This is a genomic window from Rhodococcus sp. AC861 (assembly GCF_979256035.1).
In genome coordinates, this window is the sequence record NZ_CEEDMW010000001.1 from 169,640 (window position 1) to 194,615 (window position 24,976).

Consider the following 24,976-nt stretch of genomic DNA (forward strand, 5'->3'; position numbering starts at 1 on the left):
AGGATGCTCACATCTCGGACACTCCTGTGAGCAGGCACAATGTCGCCCCGGGACTGCTGGAGTTCTGCGTGCGGTGTCCGGACGCGGGGAACCGTAGTGTCCATCCGGCAGCGTTCGGTGCTGCGCAATGACAGCCGGGGGGCGCAGCAATGTTCGAGCGGTCGATGCCAGTGATGCAGGCAGTAAGGGCTCTGGCGGTCGGGGCTGCTGCGGTCATGATCGGATCCGGTCTCGTCGCCGGAGCGGGGTCGGCCGGTGCCGAGCCTGTCGCTCCTCCCTCGCCCGCGCCGGGAGATGCACGGACCTTCGCCGAACTTCCCCTGCCCGGTCAGCCGGAGGGCATCGCGGTCGATCCGCGCGACGGAAGCGTCTGGACGGGGTCCAACCGACCGAGATCCGCCGGGGCCGTGTGGCATCACGATCGGTCGGGCGCGCTGGTCGGGACGTACGACCTCGTCGATCATTCTCCGAGCGCGGAACACGGCGTGAACGGCATCGCTCTCGACGGGGCGGGTCGGCCGTACGCGCTCGACTACTCGGGGGCGCGGGCGGTGCGGATCGACCCCGCCACCGGCGAGCAGAGCGTCTACGCGACGTTCCCCGATCTTCCGTCCTGCGGTCGCGGCGTGGTGCCGTGCGAGCCGAGCCCGATAGACCGGCCGGCGTGGCCCAACTACCCGGTGTTCGACGGCGACGGGAACATGTACGTCAGTGACCTGAACCAGGCGACGATCTGGAAGGTCGCACCGGGCGGTGGAGAAGCCCGGATCTGGTACCAGAGTGCTGATTTCGCGTCCATCTACAGCGTGAACGGCATGCAGTTCGACGCGCAGGGCCGGTTGGTGTTCGCCGTGACGATCTCACTGACCCCGGACGCGTCGATCTTCCGCGGCAAACTGTTCCGCCTCGGTGTCGAGGCGGACGGATCACCCGGCACGCGGGAACAGATCGCCACGACGTCCCAGGGAGACGGCATCGCCATCGGCAGTTCCGGCCGCATCTACGTCGCCGTGGCGAATCCGGTGATCAACGATGTCGAGGTCGTCGAACCGGGGCGCGGTGTCGTGGACGCTCTGCCGTCGCCTCTGGGCCGATCGATGTTGTCCGTCCCCTTGGTGACGCCGGCATCGCTGGCGTTCCGGGGTACCTCGCTGCTGGCGACCAATCACTCCCAGTACGCACTCGATCCGCGGGAGTGGTCCATCCAGGAGCTGGGTGTCGACGAGGGCGGGCTTCCGCTGTTCCATCCGACTGTCGGGTAGGCGTAAGTGTGCGCGTATCGCTGCCCGGGTACACGGGTAGTAAGGACGCGTGCGTCACGCAGATCAGCAGGAGGCACAGAACCACATGACTCGACCCGACACCCCCACCGCCAAGCCCACGACGAACAACGCCGGTATTCCGGTCGCCAGCGACGAGCACTCGCTGACCGCAGGGGCCCAGGGCCCCATCCTTCTGCAGGATCACTACCTGATCGAGAAGATGGCCCAGTTCAACCGTGAGCGGGTTCCGGAGCGCGTCGTGCACGCCAAGGGTGCGGGAGCTTTCGGAACGTTCGAGGTCACCGGCGACATCTCGAAGTACACGCGGGCCGCAGTGTTCCAGCCCGGCACGAAGACCGAGATGCTGGCTCGTTTCTCGACCGTCGCGGGCGAGCAGGGCAGCCCCGACACCTGGCGTGACCCTCGCGGTTTCTCGCTGAAGTTCTACACCACCGAGGGCAACTGGGACATGGTCGGCAACAACACGCCGGTGTTCTTCGTACGGGATCCGCTCAAGTTCCAGGACTTCATCCGCAGCCAGAAGCGGATGCCCGACTCCGGCCTGCGTGACAACAACATGCAGTGGGACTTCTGGACGCTCTCTCCCGAGTCGGCGCACCAGGTGACCTGGCTCATGGGAGACCGCGGGATCCCGAAGTCGTTCCGCCACATGGACGGATTCGGCTCGCACACCTACCAGTTCATCGCCGCAGACGGCACGAAGTCGTGGGTGAAGTTCCACTTCAAGACCGATCAGGGAATCGACTACCTGACGCAGGACAAGGCGGACGAGCTGGCGGGCACGTCGCCGGACCACCATCGTCAGGATCTGTTCGGCTCGATCCGCAACGGGGACTTCCCCAGCTGGACCGTCAAGGTCCAGATCATGCCGTACGACGAGGCCGAGACGTACCGCTACAACCCGTTCGATCTGACCAAGGTCTGGTCGCAGAAGGACTACCCGTTGATCGAGGTCGGCACCATGACCTTGAACAAGAACCCGGAGAACTTCCACGCGCAGATCGAGCAGAGCTCGTTCGAACCGTCCAACCTCGTTCCCGGAATCGGCGCCAGCCCGGACAAGATGTTGCTCGGTCGCCTCTTCAGTTACGCGGACGCGCACCGGTACCGCATCGGCACCAATTACGCGCAGTTGCCGGTCAATCGCGCCAAGGCGGAGATCAATTCGTACTCCAAGGAGGGTGCGATGAACATCCATTACAACTCCGCGGACACTCCCGTCTACGCCCCGAACTCGTACGGTGGTCCCGCTGCGGACTCCAACGCATACGGCGACGACGGCGCATGGGACTTCGAGCCCCGATTCGTGCGTACCGGGTACGTACAGCATCCCGAGGACGGCGACTTCGTCCAGGCGGGCACTCTCGTGCGCGAGGTCATGGACGACGACGCCCGTGAGCGTCTCGTCGGCAACATCGTCGGTCACGCGCTGAACGGCGTCACCGAGCAGGTGCTGCAGCGCGTGTTCCAGTACTGGAGCAATGTCGATCCTGAGATCGGCAAGAAGGTCGAAGAAGGTGTCCGCGCCGGTCAGGGCGACACAGCGCCGACCACCGGTGCAGGTGCCGTGGACGATCCGGCCGACGAGGCCGCGCGCGTCTGACACGCATGTAATCGACGCCGCCCGTCGCGCCCTCTCGGGGTGCGGCGGGCGTCGTTCGTCCGTGCGGCTGTGACACAAATCACGTTTGGCGGGGAGCCAAGCGTTTTATGTCCGATTCGCTGTTTTGCCGTCACAACCGTTGATCGATCGGCGGATCGTGGCCGGTCGACGTGTGCGCGACGGTTTCCTGTGAGTGTCGACCTCTGCCGGTTCGTGTGACGGCCGGTACCGCCAGACGGCTGGCAAGAAAGGCGGAACGTTCGGTATGTGAAAGCCGAGTAATGGTTCTACAGTTCGCTCGCAGCCATTGAGGAATGGCGCTACGAGCCGAAACGGGGACCGCCATGACGACCGATCTCATCAACCATCAGGAACCCGATCGGCGCGACGACCGGCGCCGTAAGGTTCGTGCGTTGCTCGCCGGCGGACTGGTACTCGGTATCGGAGCGGCGGTCACCCTGGCGGCGTGGACCGACAACGTGTTCGGGCAGGCACAGTTCACAGCCGAGAACTGGAACGTCCAGGGTGACTTCTCGGCCGCGGGCTCCGGCGCGTGGCAGGAGTACAACACCACCGGCACAGCAGGAACGTTCAACTACACGACCGGTTTCGCGGCATTGAGCCCCGGCACGACGGTGTATGCGCCCGTCGCTCTGCGTGTCGGCCTGGGTCCCACGGCCGGCGGCGCATACGACGCCGCGGTGACTCTCGTCGGTGCGACTCCGACGACGGGACCGCTGACGTCCTTCCTTACCTACCAGGTGGTCAGCAATGTCACGGCCGCCAACTGCACCGCAGGAACGATCACCGGTGGGGCGAGCGTCGTCGCGGCGGGAAGCACCCTGGGAACAGGTAGTGCTGCCAAGGCCATCACTCTCCCCAAGGCCGGCACTGCTCTCCCGCTCTGCTTCGCGGTCACGCTGCCCGCGAGCGCCACGGCGGACCAGGTTGCCGGCAAGACCACCAACACCCTGACGTGGCAGTTCCAGGCCGAGGCGGTCGTCCCGGCCACTCCGTAATCGATCGCTGGATCATCTCGACATGTCTCGACATGCAGCCGGTAGCGCCCCGGCCCGGATCTCCGACATCGGTCGGCGGATCCGGGTCGGTGCCGCGCTGGGACTCGTCGGCGGAGTCGTCGTGGCGGCGGTGACGGCTACCGACGTCGCAGCATCGTGGACCGACAAGGTCCTGGGTGGAACATCCTTCTCGACACAGGCTTTCGGTTTCGAATCGTCGGTGAGCGGAGGCGCGTACTCGATGCATCCGCAGAGCGCGCCGGCTCTGCTCTCGCTGACACCCGCGGCGCCCCTGCTCCCGGGCGAGTCGTCCTACGCCCCGATCTCCTTGCGCGCTGCCGTCGGTTCGCCGACCGTGGCAGTGACTGTCGACGGTACGACGCCGACGGGCACGGGTCTGGGAGAGGTGTTGCAGTACGCGGTGATCCGATCGACGATCTGCGGCAGTGCTGCGTTCACCTCGACCGCGTCGTACGTCGTCGGTTCCTCGACGGGCGGTGTCGCGATGTCCGCGGATTCGGCTACCGGCGCCGTGATTCTCCCGGCGGGATCACCTGGTATCGCGGGTTCCGTTGTGCCGCTGTGCTTCCGGGTGACTTTGCCGGACACTCTCGCGGTGTGGACCAGCTCGGCAGCCGCGTCGAAATCTGTGTCCGCCACCTGGACCTTCCCGGGTACCGCGTGACCGACCATTCTTCCGCATCACCAGAAAGCACACGTGACATGTCGACTCGACACGCAGCCCGCCCCCGACGCCGTTCGGCCGTGTCGCGTGCGGGTGACGTGGTGCTGAACGTTCTCGCACTCGGCGGTGTGGTCTGCATCGTTCTGGTGATCCTGTCCTTCACCATGAACATCTCGTTGATCATGTTCAAGACGGGGTCGATGGCGCCGACCATCCCGACCGGTTCCCTCGCCGTCGTCCGAGAAGTCCCTGCAGACTCGGTCGTTCCCGGGGATGTCGTGACCGTCGACCGGGTCGGAGAGCTTCCGGTCACGCATCGAGTGGTGGAGACGTCGCCGGGACGCGACGGTGACACGTTCCTCGAGTTGAAGGGCGACGCCAACGAGTACGAGGACCCGGCGGGTTACAGCGTGCGGGAGGTGCGCAAGGTCCTCTGGTCCGTACCCGGCCTCGCGAAGGTCGTCGTGTGGTTCTCGAATCCCATCGTTCTCGGCCTGCTGACCATCGGCATCACCGTGTTGGTCGTGGCGATGTTCTGGCCACGGTCACCGAAGCGGCAGCAATGACCACCCATCGCTCATGCCCGGCAGCGCTCGCCCTCGCCGCCCTGCTTCTGACCATCGTGTCGACAGTGCTGCGAACCGAGACCACCGACGCCGCCTGGCAAGGACGCGACCATGCTGCGGCCACCGTGACGAGCGGGTCGTGGCCCAATGCCGGAAGCGCCTACGCGGAAGTCGGCCGCGTCGCCTCGGCGTCGGGCGTCGCGTTCGATCTGTTGAGGGGCGGAACCAACCCACCGTGGCCGGGACCGTCGTCAGCCAGGTCGCAGGCGGTTCCGGGTACGGCGACCGGAACGACGGCCGGGCCCTACAGCAGCGCCGGGGTGCTCGGTCTGGCCAACGAGCTGACCTCGCGAGGCGCAGTCGCCGGGACACCGATCACGGGCGCCGCGTGTGCGGCCTACGGATGGGCACCTGCGACTCCTGCGCCGTGTGTCACGGTTCCGTCGCAGAGAGTGAACGCGAGTGCGACTCTCTCCTCCTACACGCTGTACGCATCACTGCTCTCGCTCCTGGGGCTGGGTTCGACGGACGTGGTCGCAGTTCCGTCCCCCGTGACGTCCTCCGTGTCCTGTGACCTGACGTCGTCCGGTCCCACGTACACCGCAGCCGCTCCGAGTGCCGCCAACGTGACGGCATCGAACCCCCGCGGCTCGATCTCCGTTCGAGGCGGAAGCGTCGTTGCCGTACCGCCCGCAGGCGGCACGACGTCGTTCGACTTCCCTCAGAGCGGATCGACAGTGGTCGTTCCCGGAGTGTCGGGGACTCTCCGCAGTGTCATCGGCACGACGACGTCCGCACGCTCGAGCCTCGTGCTGGAGAACGGCAGGATTCTGCGGCTCGGAGTTCTCGGGAACATTCTGCTGGACATCAGGTTCACGCTCGTTCTCGTCGACGCGGCGTGCGGAAGCGGAGCGACGGGTCCTGTCGCGACCACCGCTGCCGTTGCCGCGCGTGTCGCGGCCCCGGAACAACCGACTACGACGACTGCGCCCACGACTGAACCCGCCACGACGACAGCGCCCATGACTGAACCCGCCACGACGACAGCGCCCACGACGTCGATTACCACGACGTCGGAGGATGCCACCACGACCTTCGAGGCCACAACGACGAAGACGACGACACCGCCTGTCACCAGCACGACGACACCGCCTGTCACCAGCACGACGACACCCCCTGCCGTGACGTCGTTCTCGGGGTCGGGTGCTGTCACAGCCATCACGACGTCCGGCGGGACCCGGTGCACGGTCGGCTCCGACGCCGTTAGCTTCGCGTGTTCCGACGGCTCTGTCCTTACCTTCGATCCGGATGCACTGACAGCAGTAGGTGTGGCTGCGAACACGATGGACGGCCTATGGACGCCGGTCACCACCGCCGGTGACGTGGTGACGGTCGCAGCCGCGATGCGCGGCTGATCGTTTGTCCACGGCCCTCCGCGGGTAGCCACCATGCGTGACTTCCCCCGCCGTTCTGTTCGACATCGACGGCACACTCGTCGATTCCAACTACGCGCACGTCCACGCATGGGCGCGAGCGTTCGCCGATGCGGGGATCGCCGCCGACTCGTGGCGTATCCACCGCTCGATCGGAATGGACGGCGCGAAGCTGCTGTCGTCGCTGGCCGGCGACGCGGACGAGGCCGCTGCCTCGCATGCGAAGGAACTGCACACGCAGTACTACGAGGAGATGTCCTCCCTGCTGTCGCCGCTGCCCGGTGCGCTCGATCTGCTCGGCGCGGTAGCGGACCGCGGGCTGCAGGTCGTTCTGGCCACCTCGGCTCCGGAGAACGAACTCGCGATCCTTCGCGGTCTATTGGGGGTCGAGGAGATCGTCTCGGAGTTGACGTCGTCGGAGGATGTGGAGACGGCGAAACCGGAGCCGGGCATCGTTCGTATCGCGCTGGACAAGGCCGGGGTCGACGCTGATCACGCCGTGTTCGTCGGCGACTCGGTATGGGACGTCGAAGCGTCCGTGGCCGCCGGTGTCCCCTGCATCGGTGTGCGGAGCGGCGGAGTGTCGGCCGCCGAGTTGATCGATGCGGGAGCCGTTGCGGTGTATGACGATCCGGCCGATCTACTGGCGAACCTCGACAGTTCCATGGTTGCGCGCCTCGGATGAGAGAGAACGACTACGCGGCGATCGAGGACTACGCCGCGATCGGCGACGGCCGAACCGTCGCGCTCATCGCGAACGACGGACGTATCGACTGGTTCCCGGTACCCAACCTCGACACGCCACCGGTGTTCGCGGCGCTGCTCGACGCCGATGCCGGTGGGTACATCTCGATGCGGCCGGCGGCGGACTTCACGGCGACGCGTCGCTACGCGGACGGCTCGAACGTCCTGGTGACCACGTTCACCACGGATTCGGGTGTCGTGAACGTGACCGATTCGCTCAATACCGGAGTGGCGGGCCGTCTTCCGTGGACCGAGCTCGCCCGACGCATCGAGGGCGTCGAGGGCAGCGTCGACATGGAGTGGACAGTGGCGCCCGGAACGTGCCTGGGGACCGCGTCCCCGTGGTCGTACGAGACCGTGCACGGGACGGTACTGCGGGTGGACGGCGTCAGCCTCGGTGTGCGGACGATGAATGCCGACGACGTCGAGCTCGGATCCCGTTCCATCAGTGGGCGATTCACCACCGAGGTCGGTACCCGGTCACTGGTCGCCGTGGTCGGCACCGAGGTGGAGCCGCTGTATCTCCCGGTGCCGGAGGATGTCGATGCAGGAATCGACCGGACGATCACCAACTGGCAGATGTGGTCCGAAGAATTTCGATACGACGGACCCTGGCACGACGAGGTCCATCGCAGTGCCCTTGCCTTGAAGTTGTTGTTGTACAGCCCGTCCGGTGCCATCGCGGCTGCTGCGACGACGTCGCTCCCGGAGCGGTGGGCCGGTGCGAAGAACTGGGACTACCGCTACGCGTGGGTGCGCGACGCTGCCTACACGATCAAAGCGCTCATCCGTTTCGGTCTTCGCGAGGAAGTGCACGCCGCGGTCGCCTGGTTGCTTCGCATCATCCGCAGCAACGAGCAGATCACGCAGGTGTTCTATACCTTCGACGGTGAAGTTCCCGCGGGGTCGAGCTATCCGGACGTTCCGGGGTGGCGCGGCATCGGCCCGGTCGTCAACGGCAACGAGGCGGCCACGCAGCTCCAGCAGGGTATCTTCGGCGACCTGTTCGACATCGTGTCGCTGTACGTCGACGCGGGCAACATCCTCGACGCCCCCACCGGCCGACTGCTCGCGCAGATCGCGGACACCACGTGCGACATCTGGCGACGCAAGGATGCCGGCATGTGGGAGCTGCCCACCGAGCAGCACTACACGTCCTCGAAGATGGGTTGCTGGCACGCGCTCGATCGCGCCGTCCACCTCTCCGAGCAGGGCATGATCCCGGGTATCGCGGATCGGTGGGTGACCGAGCGCGACCATATCGCGCAGTGGATCGCGGACAACTGCTGGTCCGAGTCTCGCGGTGCGTACATCTGGTACCCGGGAACCGATGAACTGGATGCATCCGTGCTGCTGCACGCGGGCAGTCGGTGCGTCGACGACGACCGTATGTCCCGGACCGTGGACGCTCTTCGCGACGAACTCGGCTCCGGAGATCATCTCTACCGCTACTCCGGAATGCGGATGGTGGAGGGCACCTTCGTCGCCTGCTCGTTCTGGGTCGTCAGCGCACTGGCCAAGCTCGGCCGCGACGAGGAGGCCTCCGCTCTGATGGACCGGCTCGTCACGACCGGCAACGACGTCGGGCTCTTCGCCGAGATGATCGACCCCGACCGATCCGCCGAGGGCGAACCCTCGACGTTCCTGGGCAACTTCCCGCAGGGCCTGTCCCATCTGGCGCTCATCAACGCAGCGCTGACACTGGCCAGCGGTCACGACCACACGACCTCCGACACACGAAAGTAGGACCACACATGGACCTCGGAATCACGGGACGCACAGCAGTCATCACCGGAGCGGATTCGGGAATCGGCTGGTGCACAGCGCAGATGCTTCTCGACGAGGGCGTCCGAGTCTTCGTCACCGACAAGGACCAGGACAAGCTCGCTGCCGGTGCGGCAGAACTGACGGGGCCTGACGGATCCGTCACCGCGTTCGCCGCCGACGTGACCAAGCCGGCCGAGGTGGAGGCGCTGCATGCCAAGGCTGTCGAGGCGCTCGGCACCGTCGACATCCTCGTGCAGAGCGCCGGGATCACCGGCGCGCAGGGCATGTTCCACGAGATCGACGACGACGGCTGGTCGTCCACCATCGAGGTCGACCTTCTCGGTCCGGTGCGCGTCGTGCGCGCGTTCCTCCCGGAGCTGCGCCAGGGCGGGTGGGGACGCATCGTGCTGCTGGCATCGGAAGACGCCGAGCAGCCCTACATCGACGAATTGCCGTACTGCGCAGCGAAAGCCGGAATCCTGTCGCTGGTCAAGGGATTGTCCAAGACCTATGCGTCCGAGGGTGTCCTGGTCAACGCGGTGTCTCCTGCCTTCATTCACACGCCGATGACCGACGCGATGATGGACAAGCGCGCCGACGAGCGCGGTACCGATCGCGACGAGGCCATCGAGAGCTTCCTGAAAGAGGATCGGCCGTTCATGGAACTCGGTCGACGGGGTACCCCGGAGGAAGTGGCGTCGGTGGTCACGTTCCTGTGTTCGGAGCGTGCCAGCTTCGTCAACGGCTCCAACTACCGCGTCGACTCCGGTTCGGTCGCGACCATCTAGAGAGGACCACTTCCCATGACCCGTTTCGGATACACCCTCATGACCGAGCAGAGCGGCCCCAAGCAGCTCGTCGACTACGCGGTGAAAGCGGAGAACGCCGGCTTCGACTTCGAGGTGTCGAGCGATCACTACTCGCCGTGGCTGTCCTCGCAGGGGCATGCCTCCTACGCATGGACGATGCTGGGTGCGGTGGCGCACGCGACGTCGACGGTCGAGCTCTACACGTACGTGACCTGCCCCATCATCAGGTATCACCCCGCGGTCGTCGCGCAGAAGGCAGCGACCCTGCAGATTTTGTCGGACGGCCGTTTCACCCTCGGTCTCGGCAGCGGGGAGAACTTGAACGAGCATGTCGTGGGCCAGGGTTGGCCGTCGGTGGACAAGCGCCAGGACATGTTCGAGGAAGCCGTCAAGATCATTCGGCAGTTGCAGTCGGGGGAGCTGGTCACGTGGGAAGGCGAGCACTACCGGGTCGACTCCGCCCGGCTGTGGGACACCCCCGACACACCGCTCGAGATCGGCATCGCGGTCTCGGGGTCGAAGTCCATCGAGCGTTTCGCCCCGCTCGGTGACCACATGATCTCGACCGAGCCCAAGTCGGAGCTGGTCCAGGGCTGGGACAAGGCGCGGCACATCGGCACCGGTCTGAGTCGTGACTCGAAGAAGATCGGGCAGATCCCCATCTGCTGGGGTCCCGACGAGGACGAGTCGATCCGGATCGCTCACGATCAGTTCCGTTGGTTCGCCGGTGGCTGGGCCGTGAACGCGGATCTTCCGACGACGGCCGGTTTCGCCGGTGCCACCCAGTTCGTCCGACCCGAGGATGTCGCGGGGACCATCGCCTGCGGTCCGGACCTCGATGCGATCGTCGAGAAGGTCAAGCCCTACTGGGAGGCAGGATTCACCGACATCGCCCTGGTGCAGGTCGGCGACGAGACGCAGGATCGATTCCTCGCCGAGGCCGCCGGCCCGTTGCTCGAGAAGCTTCGCTCCGCCTCGTCGTAGAGAAGATCAGAGCGCCGGTCCACGCACAGCGTCGTGGGCCGGCGGATCTGTGTCCTCGGAAAGCTTGTCGCGCAACGACTCCGAGTTCAACAGCAGGTTGAGCACGACCGCGCACAGCGCACCGGCACTGATGCCGGAGTGGAAGATGGTCTGGAACCAGTCGGGGAACTTGTCGTAGAGGTCGGGGGAGACGGTCGGAAGCAGGCCGACTCCGACGGAGACAGCCACGACGAGGATGTTGGTGTTGTTGAACCGCACCTGTGCCAGTGTTCTGACGCCGCTCGCGGCGACCATGCCGAACAGCGCGATGCCGGCTCCGCCGAGCACGGGTAGCGGAACGCCTTCCACCACGGCGCCGAGCTTCGGCAGCAGGCCGAGCAGGATCAGGATGCCGCCGGCGAACGTGGCGACGTGTCGAGTCTTGACCCCGGTGATCGCGACGAGGCCCACGTTCTGTGCGAATGCGGTGTACGGGAACGTGTTGAAGATGCCGCCGAGCATCGTCGACAATCCGTCCGCACGGAGTCCGTCGGCCAGGCGGCGAGGCGGAACCTTCTTGTCGACGATCTCGCCGACAGCGATGATGTCGCCCGTGGTCTCGGTCATGATGACCAGCGCCACGATGCACATGGTGATGATCGCGCTGATCTCGAACGTCGGGAACCCGAAGTGGAACGGCGTGGTCACGCCCACCCAGTCCTGCTCGGCCACTCCACTGAAATCGGTGAGGCCGAACGGGACCGAGATGATCGTGCCGATGACGAGGCCGAGCAGGATGGACAGGCGTTTCGCCGGTGCGGGCCCGAAACGTTCGATCAGCAGAATGATCAGCAAGGTCAGCGCGCCCATGCCGATGTACTTCGGTTCACCGAAGTCGTCCGCACCGGTGCCGCCGCCGAACCATCCCGCCGCGACCGGCATCAGCGAGAGCCCGATGATCAGGATGACCGTACCGGTGACCAACGGCGGAAACAGATGCAGGAGTTTCGCGAACACCGGAGCCAACGCCATCATGAAGATTCCGGAGGCGATCACGGAACCGTAGATGGCGGTGACGCCGTATTGCGAGCCGATCGCGATCATCGGTGTCACTGCGGCGAACGTGCATCCCTGCATCAGCGGTAGTCGCACGCCGAATCGCCAGAAACCTACCGCCTGGATCAGCGTGGCGATTCCCGCCACGAACAGATCCGCGGTGATCAGATACGGGAGATCGCTCGACTGCAGTTCGCCCGCAGCGACGAGAGCACTGCCGACGATCAGCGGGACGGCGACCGCACCCGCGTACATCGCGAGCACGTGCTGCAGGCCCAGCGGCGCCAGCACGGACAGAGGCGGGATGTCGTCGACCGGATGTGTGCCCGCTCGACCCCGTGTGAACTTCGACAACGACACCATGGGAACAGTGTCGGCGCCGTCGGTTTCGTTTGCCGTGTTTCCCGGTTTCCGGATCGTTACGAGCGGGCGACCCGAGGTCAGGAGGCGCCGAGGACGTGCTGCACCGTTCGTGGTTCGCGGCCGAGGAGCGTTGCCAGCAAGGGATCCGTGGCAGCGAAGCCTCGCTGGTGGGCGGCCTGGAATATCCCGAGCGTGAAGCGCGCCATGAATTCGTTCGTTCCTTCTGCGACGCGCGCCGCGACCCACTTCTCCTCTCCGACCACCTCGAGGGAGATCTCGCGGCCCACGGAGGCGGATGCGAGAGCGACGACTTCCCCGAACGTGAGCGCCTCGCGCGCCGTCATCGTCGCAGGTCCGTCGATACCCTCACCCGAGGCAAGGATGACGGCGGCCGCCTCTGCGGAGTCCTCCCTCGCGGTCCACGACACTGCGCCGTCGACGGGGATGGAGACGACGCCGGTAGTGCGCCAGTCGCCCATCACGAGGTCCAGACTGTGCGCGTAGAAGCCGTTCCGCAGGGCCGTCCACGGCACGCCGCAGGCGGCGAGTGCAGTCTCGGTGGCCGCGTGATCACGTGCCGGGCGGAACGGGCTGTCGGCAGCGGCTCCCTGATGGCTCGTGTAGAGGATGCGTCCGACACCGGCCGCCACTGCCGCGTCGATTGCCCTGGTGTGCAGCGCAACGGCGTCGGCACCGGGGTCGCTCGAGGACACGAGAAGTACCTGGTCGGCGCCGGCGAACGCCGTGGACAGCGACGACGGATCGGCATAGTCGGCGTGTCGCACCTCGACGCCGACATCTGCGAAACGGCGTGCCCGGGCGGTGTCGCGCACGGCGACGGCGATGTCGGACGCCGGAAGGCGCTCGAGCAGGTAGTCCACGGTGGCACCGTTGAGTGCCCCGGTTGCTCCGGTGACGACGATCATGAGTTCTCCTGTTATCGACGATATCAATGTCAGCGTAGCACCGGAAACACGGTGGTATCACGGTCTTGTTATCGTTGCTACGTGGCAGACGCGCGTACGACACCCCGAGACGGCGCGAGGTCGAGAATCGTCGACGTCGCAGCGAACCTGCTGCAGGAACGAGGTCGATCCGCGGTGACGACCCGTGGTGTCGCCGATGCTGCGGGGGTGCAGGCACCCACGATCTATCGACTGTTCGGCGACAAGGAGGGTCTCCTCGACGCCGTCGCCGAACACGTCATGGCGACCTACGTGACATCGAAGGCGGTCGCTGTCGATTCCGAGATGGCCGGCCACGGCGACCCTGTCGACGATCTCCGCGCGGGATGGCGTGCACAGATCGACTTCGGACTCGCCAATCCCACCTTGTTCGCGCTTCTCAGCGATCCCTTGCGCGGGCGAGAGTCTCCGGCAGCCCGGCAGGGTCTGTCGATTCTCGCGGCGCGAGTGCACCGTGTCGCCCGCGCCGGGCGGCTGTCCGTGAGCGAGAAGCGAGCAGTCGACATCGTCCACGCGGCAGGCACGGGTGCAGTTCTGACCATTCTCGCGACGCCGCCCGCCGACCGTGACCCGGGGCTCGCCGACGACCTGTTCGACGCTGTGATCCGCCACATCGTCGTCGACACCCCCGCGCGGTCGGAACCGTCGGTGGTCACGTCCGCGATCGAATTACGCTCCACTGCTGACGATTCGGATGCCCTCACGGCATCGGAGCGCGCCCTCCTGATCGAATGGCTCGATCGGATCTCGGCACCGCGGTGAGGTCACGCCCTCAGGTACTTCCGGCCGCGCCGCCGCCCCCGCCTGCTCCGCCGCCGGACACCGTGGCGGAGCTGCCACTGCTCGACGCGAACACCGACGAGAAGACCGCCCAGTTCATCAGCGCGGGGTCGGCTGCGTAGCCGGCGGGTGAGGTGAACGCGCGCAGGGACGTTCCGCTGTCCGTGGCCGCCTCGAGTCGCTTCGCGAACACCGAACCGAGGCCCAGCGCGACGATGTCCGGCAATGCCGCGTCGAGATCGACGACGGCGTCGTCGTCCTTCGCTGCCTGCTTCAGTCCGTCGCGGTAGGCCTCCCACGGGCGGGCCGCGTCGAGTCCCGCGACCGAGAAGCCGGAGTACGCGACGGCCATGACGAGTCCCGTGAGAAGCAGAATCGCGCCGGGGATCGCGGCGACCAGCATGACGAGTGCGCCGGAGGCGGCGACGACGCCCGCGCCCACCATCACGACGCCGCCCAGCACCGCAAGTCCGGCAAGGCTCCACCGCGGGCGTGCTGTCCCGTGCTGCTTCCACCCGTTCGTCTCCAGCACGGCATCGACGACGCCCTTCGTCGTGCCGTGGCCCTGGCCGATCTTCGCCAGCGCGGTGCTCGACACGACGTCACCGTCGGCCTTCTCGGACAGCATCGACCAGACGGCGTCCTGCACGTCGCCGCGCACCTTGCCGTGATCGAGCAGTCGGACGCGGGCCTTGGGCTTGCCGCCGAACTTCCCGGTCGCCGTGTCGGCCTCGATGCTCAGTGCGTCGGCCGCGGCGAGAGCGAGCACGGTCGCCGGCACCGCACTCGCCTGCGCTCCGCGGTGGACCAGGGCGGTCGCGACGGCAGGATCGGTGTCGCGGTCGGGTCGATACGTCGTCGGGGGCTGCGCTGAAACCGTGGGTTGCGGGCGGCGACGGTAGATCGACCAGGCACCGGCCATGCCGAGGAGAACGACCGCCAGACCGGTCCACGGCAGCCAGGTCGATCCCGGCCCGTCCGCGAACTCGTCCAGCGCCGTCACCGGAGGCCCGGATCGGATGGACGACTGCAGACGGTCGATGCCGTTCGTCAGACTGCCGGCGACATCACCGTCGCGCAGCGGCGGAATCAGCGCGTCCTCGATGATCGCTTCCTGCTCGTCGCCGGGAACGTTGCCGTCGTCGAAGGTCGATCCGAGGAAGATGCCTGCACGTGCCTCGTCGACCGTGCCGGGCTCCCGATTGATCAGGATGGCACCGGCGGTGTCCTGCTCGACACCCGCCGCCGCCACCCACGCCTGCTGCAGCGCTTCCACCTGATCGAGGGTGTCGTCGGAGTCGGCGTCGAGTTCCCGCACGTAGGCGATGACGTCGGCTCCGGTGTCCGACCTGACCTCGTCGAGTTGCCGCTCGAGACGCTCCGACTGCGCCGCGTCGAGGGAGTATCCCGTGCTGTCGTAGACGCGTTGTCCCGCGGTGAGACCGTCGAACTGCAGATCCTGCGTCGACGAGCTGTCCGAACAGCCGACGAGACCGAATGCTGCTGTCGCCGAGATGACCAGAACCGCGAGCCGGGTGCGTCTCATGGGGTCATGATAGGCAGACTTCGCGGTCCGTTACCCCCGCTGGGTGGATATCAACGATTGTCGACGGCCTCTGCCAGCTCGCGCAGACGCGGCAGCGCGCGGTCGGTCAGCAACTGCTCACGGGTCTCCGCGGACACCGCCATGCTGTCCTTCCACAGGGACCGGCCCGCCATCGCGCCGCTGGCGCCGTTGGCGACCGCGGTGCGGACCTGCTCGATGAAGGTCTCGTGATCGACACCGGCCGACAGCACGGCCCAGGGAACACCGTTCGCGGCGGCGGTCACCGCGGCGCAGGCCTCGGCCGACCCCGGGTACTGCAGCTTGAGCACCTTCGCGCCGCACTCGACGGAGATGCGTGCCGACTCCGCGACGAGGGACGGGAAGCGCTCCGCGTAGTCGACGGCGGATTCGCCCTCGAGGCGGTAGGTCAGGATCTCGACGATCAGCAGCAGACCCTCCGCCGAGCATGCCTTGACCAGCTCGGCGATCTCCTGGCCGACGCGGGAATCCGCGGTCTGGCGGTCAGGTCGCATGTACCACAACATCTTTGCGACGTCGCCGCCCAGATCGCGGACGACGCGAGGTGTCACACCGTCGACGAATCGGGTGAACTTGAGGCCGTCCACGGTCTCGAATCCCGAGGCGTCCATACCGACCACGAGTGCGGTGTCACGGGAAAGTGTGCCCTCGTCGACGACGCGGGGGAGTGCCACCTCGGGATCGAGAAGGATCGCGGGAGCGTGGTTGCCCAGATATTTCACCAGATCGCCCTTGGCGTCGGCGAGTTGGTCCTTCGAGATCGAGTCGGGGCCGTCCGGAGCGTCGTTCATGACGGCCTTCATGCCGTTGCGCTGGTCGCCGGCGACGATCAGCATGTTGCCGTTCGCCGTGGAGATGGCGGCCATGCCGCGTCGTTCCAGGGTGGTGAGGTCGTTCATGTGTGAGCTCCTGTCGGTGGTGCGAGGTGGGGTCGAAGTGCTCGAATCGAGCAGTCTGGAAGCGAAAAGTGCTGCGCCGTAGGCGGTGTCCTGGGCGCGGCCCGACGTGGTGATGTCGGGGAGGACGGCAGCGCGAGCGGTGCGGACGCACGTCATGCTCGCCCAGCCGCCGGTGAGGATGCTCCTCCGCGCCGGCGGGACCTCACGGTCCAGCGCCTCCACGAGCAGGGCCACCTCGTCGTTGCCGTGCAGCAGCACGGCCCGGAACAGCTCGGCCGCATCGACGCCGTCGGTACGGATGGTCAGCGACAGCACGCCGTCGTCGTTCCGTGCACCGGAGACCGCGATACCGCCCTCGGCGATCGCGCTCTCCGACGGGAGTGCCTGGACGCGGGCGTCCAGCGCGTCGCGTCCGGCGCGGTCGGTGATGTCGCACAACTGAAGTGCGCGCCGCATGAGCAGGCCCGACTTCACCCCTGCTACGAGCATGTACTTACCGGGAACGACATGACGAACGGTGTCGATCAGATGCTCGGCCAACCGTGCACGGCTCGACGCGGGCAGTGGCTCGTCGAGCACGCGGAGCAACACCTCCGCCGTGCCCATCGACACGAGGTAGGTGTCACTGTCGAGCGTCCCACCGGAGATCGCCGAGACGAGGTGATCGTGACCTGCGACAGTCAGTGCTGCACCGTTCACGGCGTCGGGAACCCATGGCGCGTCGGCAATTCCGAGCGCTGCACCGGCTGCGGTGAGCGGCGGGAGGAAGGACGGCTCGATGCCCAGGTAGGCGAACATGTCGAGCCAGGGAGCGCCCGTGTCCTGGTCGAGCAGGCCGGTGCGGGACGCCAACGAGTACTCGCTGATCACGTCACCGCCGAGGGCGGCTAGGACGAAGGCAGGCAGGTCGAGCCATCGCAGACCGGCGAGGTCGAGTCCCCGGTCGCGGAGATGGAGAATCTTGGCGACGGACACCTGCACTCCGAGCGGGATTCCCGTGACACCGGCGAACGCATCCCGCAGGGTCGCAGGAACGGCGGCCACCTGTTCTCCACCACGCGGGTCGAACCAGGCGAAGGCGGGCGCGACGACCTGCAGGTCGGAATCGACCAGGAACCCGGTCTCGCCCATTCCCGACACGGCTATCGCGGCGAGGCGTGCATCGGAGTCGCCGGTGGCCTCGGGCAGACGTCGGGCGACCACGTCGAGCAGCCGACGGACCGTGTCCAGCAGGTCGCCGGCGGTCATGTCGGTCGTACCGCCGGGACCGTGGCTCCACGGCGTCGGGAGTTGCTCGATCAGGACCTCGTCACCCGACGCGTCGCTGACGAGGATCTTGATTCCGGTGCTGCCGAGGTCCAGACCTGCGACGAGTGTGGTGCTCACGGGCGGTACCGCTTTCGGGCGAGGGGAGTCTGTCGGTGTTCGGGGAGCAGGTGTGACGTGCGCTCGACGACCGTGGTCTCGGCGACGTCGGAGATCGGTTCGAGGGTGGGGTCGTCGAACAACCTCAGCAGGCGGTCGACGGCGAGAGACCCGATCTCGTAGGGGTTCTGGTCGATGCAGGTGACCGGCGGATCGACGGCATCGGCCAGCGCGAAGCTGCCGAACGACACCATCGCGACATCCGTCCGCTCGATCTCGTGCAACAGCGAGACGACGGCGCCGGCATGGCGTGCGTTCGAGACGAACAGCGCGGTCGGTGGATCGGGCAGCGCGAGGAGATCGCGGACAACGGGACGCGCTGCGTCCGGTGACGGGAGAACGTCGGGGGCGAGCGCGGCATCGACCGCGATCCCGTGGTCCGTCATCGCGTCGAGGTAAGCATCGCGGCGGCGACGGGCCGTCTGCAACCGCGCGTCGAACCCGACCAGTGCGACGCGGCGGTGACCTGCGTCGAGAAGCACCTGGACCGCTCGGCGAGCCGCCGCGTAGTCGTCGACGGTGACGGAATGGAAGCCGGGAACGGAGCGGTCGACGGTGACCACCGGCAGCGTTCGACGGCGGGGTGTCAAGAACGCGCTGTGGTCACCGACGGGGGCCAGCACGATACCCCGCACGTGCTGTCCGGCCAGGCGCTCGAGCTGGGCCAGTTCGCGCTCGGGGTCGAAGCCGGAACTGCTGACCATGACGCCCATGCCGTGCTCGAGTGCGCGTTCCTCGACGGCGCGCACCAGGGAGGCGAAGAAGATGTCGTCGATCGAGTCGACGACGATGCCGATGGTCGTGCCCGAGCCGGACTTGAGCGACCGTGCCGCGGAGTTCGGCACGTAGTTCAGTTCCGCCACAGCAGCTTCCACGCGCTCACGGAGTTCGGGCAGCACGGTGTCCACTCCGTTGACCACGCGTGAGACGGTCTTGAAGCTCACGCCGGCCAAGGCGGCGACATCCTTGATGCTGGCCCGGTGGGTCACGTGGGGACTCTCTCGACGAGGGGAGGAAGCGGTGAGACGCTGGTGCGAGACAACGTTGTCTCCTATGATCGACATCGTGCCCACCTCCTGTCAAGACGCAGTCGCCGAACGGCCTCCCCATGTGGTGATCGCCGGCGCCGCCGGGAGTGGGAAAACCACCCTCGGAACGGCGCTCGCTCGGGAGCTGGGTGCACCGCTGCTGGATCTGGACACGCTCACGACACCGTTGCTGGACGCCCTCGATCCGCTTCTGCCGGGCGAGCACTGGAATGCGCACGGTCCCGCCACCGACACCGTGCGGCGGGGCCGCTACGCCGTGATGCTCGGTGCTGCCGCGGATCTGACGACGGTCGGAGTTCGCGGTGTTCTCGTCGCACCGTTCACGCGTGAGTTGCGGGGCGGCCAGGAGTGGGCAGAACTCGTCGCTGCTCTCGCGCCGACACCCGTCGTCGTAGTGCATGTCGACGGACCGGACGAACTGCTCTCGCGTCGGCGTGCCGGCCGTGGATTGGATCGGGACATTCATCGTGCCGCGCTCGCATCCGACCCCGTCCAGGTGCCGCACCTCCGTGTCGACGCTTCGCTGACCACCGCGCAGCAGGTGTACCGCGTCCGGCGGTCACTGGGCTCGCGAGACCCGATCATCGACCGCCGCAGCGTCATCGGCTCCACCTTCGACGCGGTTCTGTTCGACCTGGACGGCACGTTGGCCGACTCGACCGCCGCCGTCGCTCGGAGTTGGGACCGCGTCGGTTCCGAATACGGGTTCGACGTCGCCGACATCGCGCACGGCATGACCGCTGCCGCGTCGATGACACTGCTTCTCGGTTCCGACGTCGGCCCTACCGCAGCGCTGCGGCTCGGCGAGATCGAGACCGAGGACGTTCTCGACGTCGTCCCGACGCCGGGTGCGCGCGCATTCCTCGAGTCGATCCCGCCGCAGGTCTGCGCGATCGTCACCTCCGGATCACCGAGCGTGGCAGGTGCCCGCCTGACGGCCGCGTCGATTCCGGCACCGGCGACGGTCGTGACGTCGGCCGACGTGACCCACGGCAAGCCGGATCCCGAGCCCTACCTCACGGCCGCTCGGCGACTCGGAGTTCCTCCGTCACGGTGCCTCGTCGTCGAGGACGCCCCCGCGGGGGTGCAGTCCGCTCGGTCGGCGGGATGCACGGTGATCGGCGTCTCGGGCACCTGTGATCCCGCGGTGCTGGACGCCGATCTGCACGTGGACGCGCTCGATCAGCTCCGCGTCGGAGTGGGACCCGACGGAATCACCCTGCTGCCGAACACGACTCCCGCTCGATGAGCTCCACCGACATGACGTTGCGGCGACGGTACCGACGCCGTGGATTGTCGATCCGCCCGAGCAACCGGTCGATCGCCATCCGACCCAGCTCGGTCGGATTCTGATCGATCACAGTGACGGCGGGGCACAACGCGTCGGCAAGCGGGAAGTCGCCGAACGCCACGTACGCCGGGCGGCGCGCACCGAGAGACTGCAGGGCGGGGATGCAGGCCATTGCAGTGCGGGCGTTGGACAGGAAGAGCGCGGTCGGTGGGTGCGCACCGGCCATCAAGGTCTCTATCGCCTCGTGTGCACGGGGTCTGTCGAGGACACCGGTGACGACCAGGTCGTCGTCGTAGTCGATACCGTTGTCCGACAACGCGTCCCGATAGCCGTTCAGGCGGTTGAACGCCGTGGTGATCTCGAGATCGTCGCCGACCAGTGCGATCCGCCGGTGGCCCTTGCCCAGAAGATGGATCGTCGCCGTGTGCGCGCCACCGTGGTCGTCGTCGACGAAGGTGTCGGCGGTGATACCGGTCGGCGCTCGGTCGACGAAGACGGTCGGGGTGCGTTCGACCCACCGCTTCAGATACGACTGATCGGTGCCGATAGGGGCGATCACCAGACCACTCAACTGACGTCGCAACAGAGACTCGACTTGCGCACTCTCGATCGAGGCATCGTGGCCGAGGCTGGTCATGATCACGGCCATGCCCTGGACGCGGGCACGGTCCTCGACCGCGCGGGCGATGGAGGAGAAGAAGGGATCGTCGATGTCGGGTACGGCGACGCCGATGGCTCCCGACTGCCCCGTCCGGAAGGACGTCGCGATCGCGTTGGGGACGTAGTTCAGCGATTCGAGGGCCGCGATCACGCGTGCTCGGGTGGCGGGGTCGACGTGCGGATCGTCGTTGTAGACACGAGAGACGGTCTTGGCGCTGACGTTCGCCAAGGTTGCGACGTCCTGCATGGTGGTCATGCATTCACCTTCCGATGGTCGACGAGCTCAGCGACTGGTGTATCCGCCGTCGACAGGGAGCGACACCCCGGTGATCATGGACGCGTCGTCACTGAGCAGGAAGGCGATCGGCGCCGCGATCTCCTTCTCGGTGGCCCAGCGACCCAGCGGCATCTGTGCAAGGAACGGTCCCTCGATCTCCGGCCGTCCCCAGTAGAACGCGGACATCTCCGTCATGACGACGGTGGGATTGACGCTGTTCACGCGGATGCCGTGCGGTCCCAGCTCGAGCGCGGAGACCCGAGTGATGTTGTCCAGCGCGGCTTTCGAGGAACCGTAGGAGACGTGGCCGGGCAGGGCGGCAAGACTGGCCTGGCTGGAGACGTTGACGATCGCGCCGCGGCGTGCGGCGATCATGGCCGGTGCCGCGTACTTGATCACCAGCAGGCTGCCGCGGGCGTTGATCGAGATGACCTTGTCGAAGATGTCGATGTCGGTGTCCTGCGGCGTGGCGATCTCGCCGCCGAAGCCGCCGCAGTTGACGACGCCGTAGAGATCGAGGCCGGTCAGCGCGTCACGGATGCTGTCCTCGGAGGTGAGGTCGAAGGGGAGGGGGCGTGCGCCCGTCTCGTCCGCCAAGGCGCCGAGAACTTCCTCGTTCCGGCCGGACGCGATGACGTCCGCACCGTCGGCGACGAGTCTGCGAACGGTGGCGGCGCCGATGCCTCCGCTGGCTCCGGTGACCAGGATGGTGCGGCCGTCGAACTGCGACATGGGAATCTGCCTTCGTCGTCGTGTCTGGTGAGTGTCACCGATGACATGGACCGAGTGGTCGGGTCCTGATGACATCGATGACACGGACCGTACCGACAGCGCGTCACGAATGCGCGTCAATCGGCAAAAATGGTGTTGATCTGCATTGATAGGGGCACCTCACCGCTCATCCTCGCGTCCGTGACGGGTCTTCCAATTCCCGCCATGTCATCGATGACATGAATTTTGCGGAAACGCGTGACAGTCCGAGTTGCGTGGGTCACACTGATCCGCAACGCGATGCCGATACGGGCTCTCGCGGACGCAGTCACCGGGGACAGCACGCGAGAGGACGGGGGTCGGACATGTGCGCAGCATCGAACAGTGACGCACCGAGTTCGCAGCAGCGCCGACTCACACCCGGGGACGTCGCGGACATGGTCGAGACCATGGCAGCGACACTGCGCCAGGACCTCGGTCGTCGCCGGATCGTGGGCGTCACCGGTGCGCCGGGCGCGGGCAAGTCGACGTTCTGCGCACTGCTGACCGCAGCCCTCGGAGGCGACGCGGTGCTGGTGGGTATGGACGCGTTCCACCTCGCCGACGAGGAACTGACGAGGCTGGGCCGGCGGGATCGCAAGGGCGCGCCCGACACTTTCGACGTCGACGGCTACGTGAACCTGCTCCGCCGACTGCGGTCGCAGACCACCGAGACGGTGTACGCACCGCGGTTCGACAGGTCCCTGGAAGCAGCGATCGGCGGCGCCGTCGCGGTGTCCCCGTCCACGCCGCTGGTGATCACCGAGGGCAACTACCTGTTGCTGGACGACCTGTCGGCCGGCGGTTTCCGGTGGAGCGACGTGCGGCCGGAGCTGGACGAGGTCTGGTACCTCGACGTCCCGGCATCGGCACGTGCGGACCGACTGGTGGCTCGGCACGAATCGCACGGCAAATCCCACCACGACGCCTACCGCTGGACCCACGACGTCGACCTCCGCAACGCCGAGATCATCACTGCTGCATCACCTCGCGCCGACCTCGTCATCGAGGTACCGGACGATCCACGACTCGCCGCGCACGGCGACGTCGACACGCCAGGCCACACCGAACAACACGAGGAGCTCCGATGAGCAACGCCCACGACGGCGCGACGCCCGTCCTCGAAGCGCGCGGGCTGTCCCGCAGCTTCGGTAACGTGCGCGCGCTCGACAATGCCGACTTCGAGATCTACGCGGGCGAGGTGGTCGCACTCATCGGTGACAACGGCGCCGGCAAGTCGACGATGGTCAAGGCTCTGTCGGGCAGCCTGGCACTGGACTCCGGAGAGATCCTCTACAACGGATCTCCGGTCGACCTGAACAGCCCCACTGCTGCAGCCGATCTGGGCATCGAGACCGTCTTCCAGGACCTCGCACTGGCGCCGCACCTCAACGCGGCCCAGAACATGTTCCTGGGCCGCGAGATCCCCGCCGCGGGCATCCTCGGTCGCCTGGGATTCCTGAACACTGCCGCGATGCGGACGAAGTCGCGCGAAGCGCTCGACGAGCTCGGTGCCACCGTCCGCAGCCTCACCGACCCGGTGGGTGCGATGTCCGGTGGTCAGCAGCAGGCCATCGCCATCGCGCGAGCGGTGGCGTGGGCCAAGGGAGTCGTCTTCCTCGACGAGCCGACGGCCGCCCTCGGAGTGGTGCAGACCCGCAATGTTCTCGACACCATCCGACGTGTCGCGGACAAGGGTGTCGCGGTGGTGTTCATCAGCCACTCGATGCCGCACGTCATGGAGGTCGCGGACCGCGTCCAGGTGCTTCGCCTGGGCAGCCGCGTCGCGACGCTCGATGCCAAGAACACGACCATGGAAGCACTCGTCGGGGCGATGACCGGCGCGACGGTGGGAGCCGCGAAATGAGCAATCAGACGTTGTCGAAATCAGCGGGCTCCTCGGCCCCGGATCCCAAGTCGAACGGTGGTTCGTTCGACCTGCGGAGCACCCTCGCGGGGCTGGCCCGCGTCCAGGTGTTCCAGATCGTGCTCGTTCTCCTCGCGATCAGCATCCTGTTCTCGATCCTCGCGCCGAACAGCTTCCCCGAGTGGGGCAACATCCGGCAGATCATCCAGAACGTGTCCATCCTGGCCGTCCTCGGCATCGGTATGACGTTCGTGATCGTCACCAGCGGCATCGATCTCTCCATCGGTTCCGTTCTCGTCTTCTCCGGTGTGGTCGCGGCCAAGACGATGCGCGCCGTCGGTGGTGACGGGTGGAGCGTCGCGGTGATCGGCATCGTCGTCGCGGTCGCCTGCGGCCTCGCGTGGGGGTTGCTGAACGGTTTCCTGATCGGCATCGCGAACGTGCCGCCCCTGATCGCGACGCTCGGAACCCTCGGCGGCGCACTGGGTCTGGCCCAGGTGATCACCGGTGGCGTCGACATCCGCGACGTGCCCCCGGTGCTGGTCGACACCATCGGCTACGGCAACCTGCCCGCCACCACCATTCCCCTGATCTCCGTCATCGCGCTGGTGTTCGTGGTGATCTTCGGTATCGTGTTGCACCGCACCAAGTTCGGACTGCACACCTTCGCCGTCGGGTCCAAGGAGCAGTCGGCCCGCCGCGTCGGTATCAAGGTGGATCTCCACCTGATCAAGGTCTACGCGTTGTCCGGCACGCTCGCCGGTCTCGCCGGCATCCTGTCCCTGTCGCAGTACGGCACCACGGCCATCGCCGGCCAGTCGCAGACCAACCTCAACGTCATCGCCGCGGTCGTCATCGGTGGCACCAGCCTCTTCGGCGGTGTGGGCACCATGTTCGGCACCGTCATCGGACTCTTCATTCCCGCCGTGCTCCAGAACGGCTTCGTCATCGTCGGCGTGCAGCCCTTCTGGCAGCAGGTCGCCGTCGGCGCGGTTCTCATCGCGGCTGTCTACTTCGATCAACGCCGTCGAGCCGCCGCCACCCGCGGTGCGTCGACATCCTCTCTCAAACGGTTGTGGGCTCGAAACCCCTGATTCCGCAGCTCATCCCAGATCCACCTCCCTGACGAACAATCCC

General features: G+C 66.8%; 22 protein-coding genes. 15 read left to right on the plus strand and 7 right to left on the minus strand.

Annotation, left to right across the window (positions count from 1 at the left end):
- Positions 1-164 precede the first annotated feature (164 nt).
- From AC0IX4_RS00785 to AC0IX4_RS00830, 10 genes are all read left to right on the plus strand, one after another.
- Positions 165-1,262, plus strand: a complete 1,098-nt coding sequence (locus AC0IX4_RS00785; RefSeq protein ID WP_471827702.1) for an SMP-30/gluconolactonase/LRE family protein — start codon at positions 165-167, stop codon at positions 1,260-1,262.
- An 85-nt stretch (positions 1,263-1,347) separates the two neighbouring features.
- Positions 1,348-2,886: a catalase gene (locus tag AC0IX4_RS00790; protein ID WP_042575943.1), complete on the plus strand. Its 1,539-nt coding sequence runs from the start codon at positions 1,348-1,350 to the stop codon at positions 2,884-2,886.
- A 344-nt stretch (positions 2,887-3,230) separates the two neighbouring features.
- The gene (locus tag AC0IX4_RS00795; RefSeq protein ID WP_042575316.1) at positions 3,231-3,905 is read left to right on the plus strand and encodes a SipW-dependent-type signal peptide-containing protein; all 675 of its coding nucleotides are present in this window, start codon (positions 3,231-3,233) and stop codon (positions 3,903-3,905) included.
- A gap of 22 nt (positions 3,906-3,927) precedes the next feature.
- A complete protein-coding gene (locus tag AC0IX4_RS00800; RefSeq protein ID WP_042575315.1) occupies positions 3,928-4,590 on the plus strand; it encodes a hypothetical protein in 663 nt (220 codons plus the stop codon).
- Between the two features lie 38 nt (positions 4,591-4,628).
- A complete protein-coding gene (locus AC0IX4_RS00805) occupies positions 4,629-5,156 on the plus strand; it encodes a signal peptidase I (RefSeq protein WP_042575314.1) in 528 nt (175 codons plus the stop codon).
- The gene (locus tag AC0IX4_RS00810; protein ID WP_471827703.1) at positions 5,153-6,571 is read left to right on the plus strand and encodes a hypothetical protein; all 1,419 of its coding nucleotides are present in this window, start codon (positions 5,153-5,155) and stop codon (positions 6,569-6,571) included. Before AC0IX4_RS00805 ends, AC0IX4_RS00810 begins: the two co-directional genes overlap by 4 nt.
- Positions 6,572-6,608: 37 nt before the next feature.
- Positions 6,609-7,274, plus strand: a complete 666-nt coding sequence (locus tag AC0IX4_RS00815) for an HAD family hydrolase (RefSeq protein WP_042575312.1) — start codon at positions 6,609-6,611, stop codon at positions 7,272-7,274.
- A complete protein-coding gene (locus tag AC0IX4_RS00820; RefSeq protein ID WP_042575311.1) occupies positions 7,271-9,079 on the plus strand; it encodes a glycoside hydrolase family 15 protein in 1,809 nt (602 codons plus the stop codon). The genes AC0IX4_RS00815 and AC0IX4_RS00820 overlap by 4 nt, the downstream gene beginning before the upstream one ends.
- 8 nt (positions 9,080-9,087) lie before the next feature.
- Positions 9,088-9,888, plus strand: a complete 801-nt coding sequence (locus AC0IX4_RS00825; RefSeq protein ID WP_471827704.1) for an SDR family NAD(P)-dependent oxidoreductase — start codon at positions 9,088-9,090, stop codon at positions 9,886-9,888.
- 15 nt (positions 9,889-9,903) lie between these two features.
- The gene (locus tag AC0IX4_RS00830) at positions 9,904-10,893 is read left to right on the plus strand and encodes an LLM class F420-dependent oxidoreductase (protein WP_471827705.1); all 990 of its coding nucleotides are present in this window, start codon (positions 9,904-9,906) and stop codon (positions 10,891-10,893) included.
- A 6-nt stretch (positions 10,894-10,899) separates the two neighbouring features.
- Here the strand turns inward: AC0IX4_RS00830 and AC0IX4_RS00835 are convergent, their stop codons facing one another.
- Together AC0IX4_RS00835 and AC0IX4_RS00840 are read right to left on the minus strand one after the other, a co-directional pair.
- Entirely contained in the window at positions 10,900-12,291 is a 1,392-nt protein-coding gene (locus AC0IX4_RS00835) for a nucleobase:cation symporter-2 family protein (RefSeq protein WP_471827706.1), read from the minus strand.
- 77 nt (positions 12,292-12,368) lie between these two features.
- Complete coding sequence (locus AC0IX4_RS00840) at positions 12,369-13,217, minus strand: NmrA family NAD(P)-binding protein (RefSeq protein ID WP_471827707.1); 849 nt, start codon at positions 13,215-13,217, stop codon at positions 12,369-12,371.
- A gap of 81 nt (positions 13,218-13,298) precedes the next feature.
- Between AC0IX4_RS00840 and AC0IX4_RS00845 the strand changes: the two genes are divergently transcribed.
- Positions 13,299-14,018, plus strand: coding sequence for a TetR/AcrR family transcriptional regulator (locus tag AC0IX4_RS00845; RefSeq protein ID WP_471827708.1), 720 nt, complete (start codon positions 13,299-13,301; stop codon positions 14,016-14,018).
- A 10-nt stretch (positions 14,019-14,028) separates the two neighbouring features.
- Here the strand turns inward: AC0IX4_RS00845 and AC0IX4_RS00850 are convergent, their stop codons facing one another.
- The 3 genes from AC0IX4_RS00850 to AC0IX4_RS00860 are packed head-to-tail and all read right to left on the minus strand — an operon-like array spanning position 14,029 to position 18,934.
- Positions 14,029-15,582, minus strand: coding sequence for a DUF2207 family protein (locus tag AC0IX4_RS00850; protein WP_471827709.1), 1,554 nt, complete (start codon positions 15,580-15,582; stop codon positions 14,029-14,031).
- Between the two features lie 50 nt (positions 15,583-15,632).
- On the minus strand, positions 15,633-17,906 hold the full coding sequence (locus AC0IX4_RS00855) for an FGGY family carbohydrate kinase (protein ID WP_471827710.1): 2,274 nt from the start codon (positions 17,904-17,906) through the stop codon (positions 15,633-15,635).
- Positions 17,903-18,934, minus strand: coding sequence for a LacI family DNA-binding transcriptional regulator (locus tag AC0IX4_RS00860; RefSeq protein ID WP_042575305.1), 1,032 nt, complete (start codon positions 18,932-18,934; stop codon positions 17,903-17,905). The genes AC0IX4_RS00855 and AC0IX4_RS00860 overlap by 4 nt, the downstream gene beginning before the upstream one ends.
- Before the next feature lie 76 nt (positions 18,935-19,010).
- Between AC0IX4_RS00860 and AC0IX4_RS00865 the strand changes: the two genes are divergently transcribed.
- Positions 19,011-20,243, plus strand: coding sequence for an HAD-IA family hydrolase (locus AC0IX4_RS00865; RefSeq protein ID WP_471827711.1), 1,233 nt, complete (start codon positions 19,011-19,013; stop codon positions 20,241-20,243).
- Here AC0IX4_RS00865 and AC0IX4_RS00870 read toward each other — a convergent pair.
- Both AC0IX4_RS00870 and AC0IX4_RS00875 read right to left on the minus strand, forming a co-directional pair.
- Positions 20,209-21,201 (minus strand): LacI family DNA-binding transcriptional regulator, encoded by a 993-nt coding sequence (locus tag AC0IX4_RS00870; protein WP_471827712.1) that lies wholly within the window; start codon positions 21,199-21,201, stop codon positions 20,209-20,211. The genes AC0IX4_RS00865 and AC0IX4_RS00870 overlap by 35 nt on opposite strands.
- Before the next feature lie 27 nt (positions 21,202-21,228).
- Complete coding sequence (locus AC0IX4_RS00875) at positions 21,229-21,954, minus strand: SDR family oxidoreductase (protein ID WP_471827713.1); 726 nt, start codon at positions 21,952-21,954, stop codon at positions 21,229-21,231.
- A 344-nt stretch (positions 21,955-22,298) separates the two neighbouring features.
- Between AC0IX4_RS00875 and AC0IX4_RS00880 the strand changes: the two genes are divergently transcribed.
- From AC0IX4_RS00880 to AC0IX4_RS00890, 3 genes are read left to right on the plus strand one after another with little or no spacing between them, the layout of a single operon-like run.
- Positions 22,299-23,063, plus strand: a complete 765-nt coding sequence (locus AC0IX4_RS00880) for a nucleoside/nucleotide kinase family protein (RefSeq protein WP_082043139.1) — start codon at positions 22,299-22,301, stop codon at positions 23,061-23,063.
- Positions 23,060-23,839, plus strand: a complete 780-nt coding sequence (locus tag AC0IX4_RS00885; protein ID WP_042575301.1) for an ATP-binding cassette domain-containing protein — start codon at positions 23,060-23,062, stop codon at positions 23,837-23,839. Before AC0IX4_RS00880 ends, AC0IX4_RS00885 begins: the two co-directional genes overlap by 4 nt.
- Positions 23,836-24,933 (plus strand): ABC transporter permease, encoded by a 1,098-nt coding sequence (locus AC0IX4_RS00890; RefSeq protein WP_042575300.1) that lies wholly within the window; start codon positions 23,836-23,838, stop codon positions 24,931-24,933. The genes AC0IX4_RS00885 and AC0IX4_RS00890 overlap by 4 nt, the downstream gene beginning before the upstream one ends.
- The last annotated feature ends 43 nt before the right edge of the window (positions 24,934-24,976 follow it).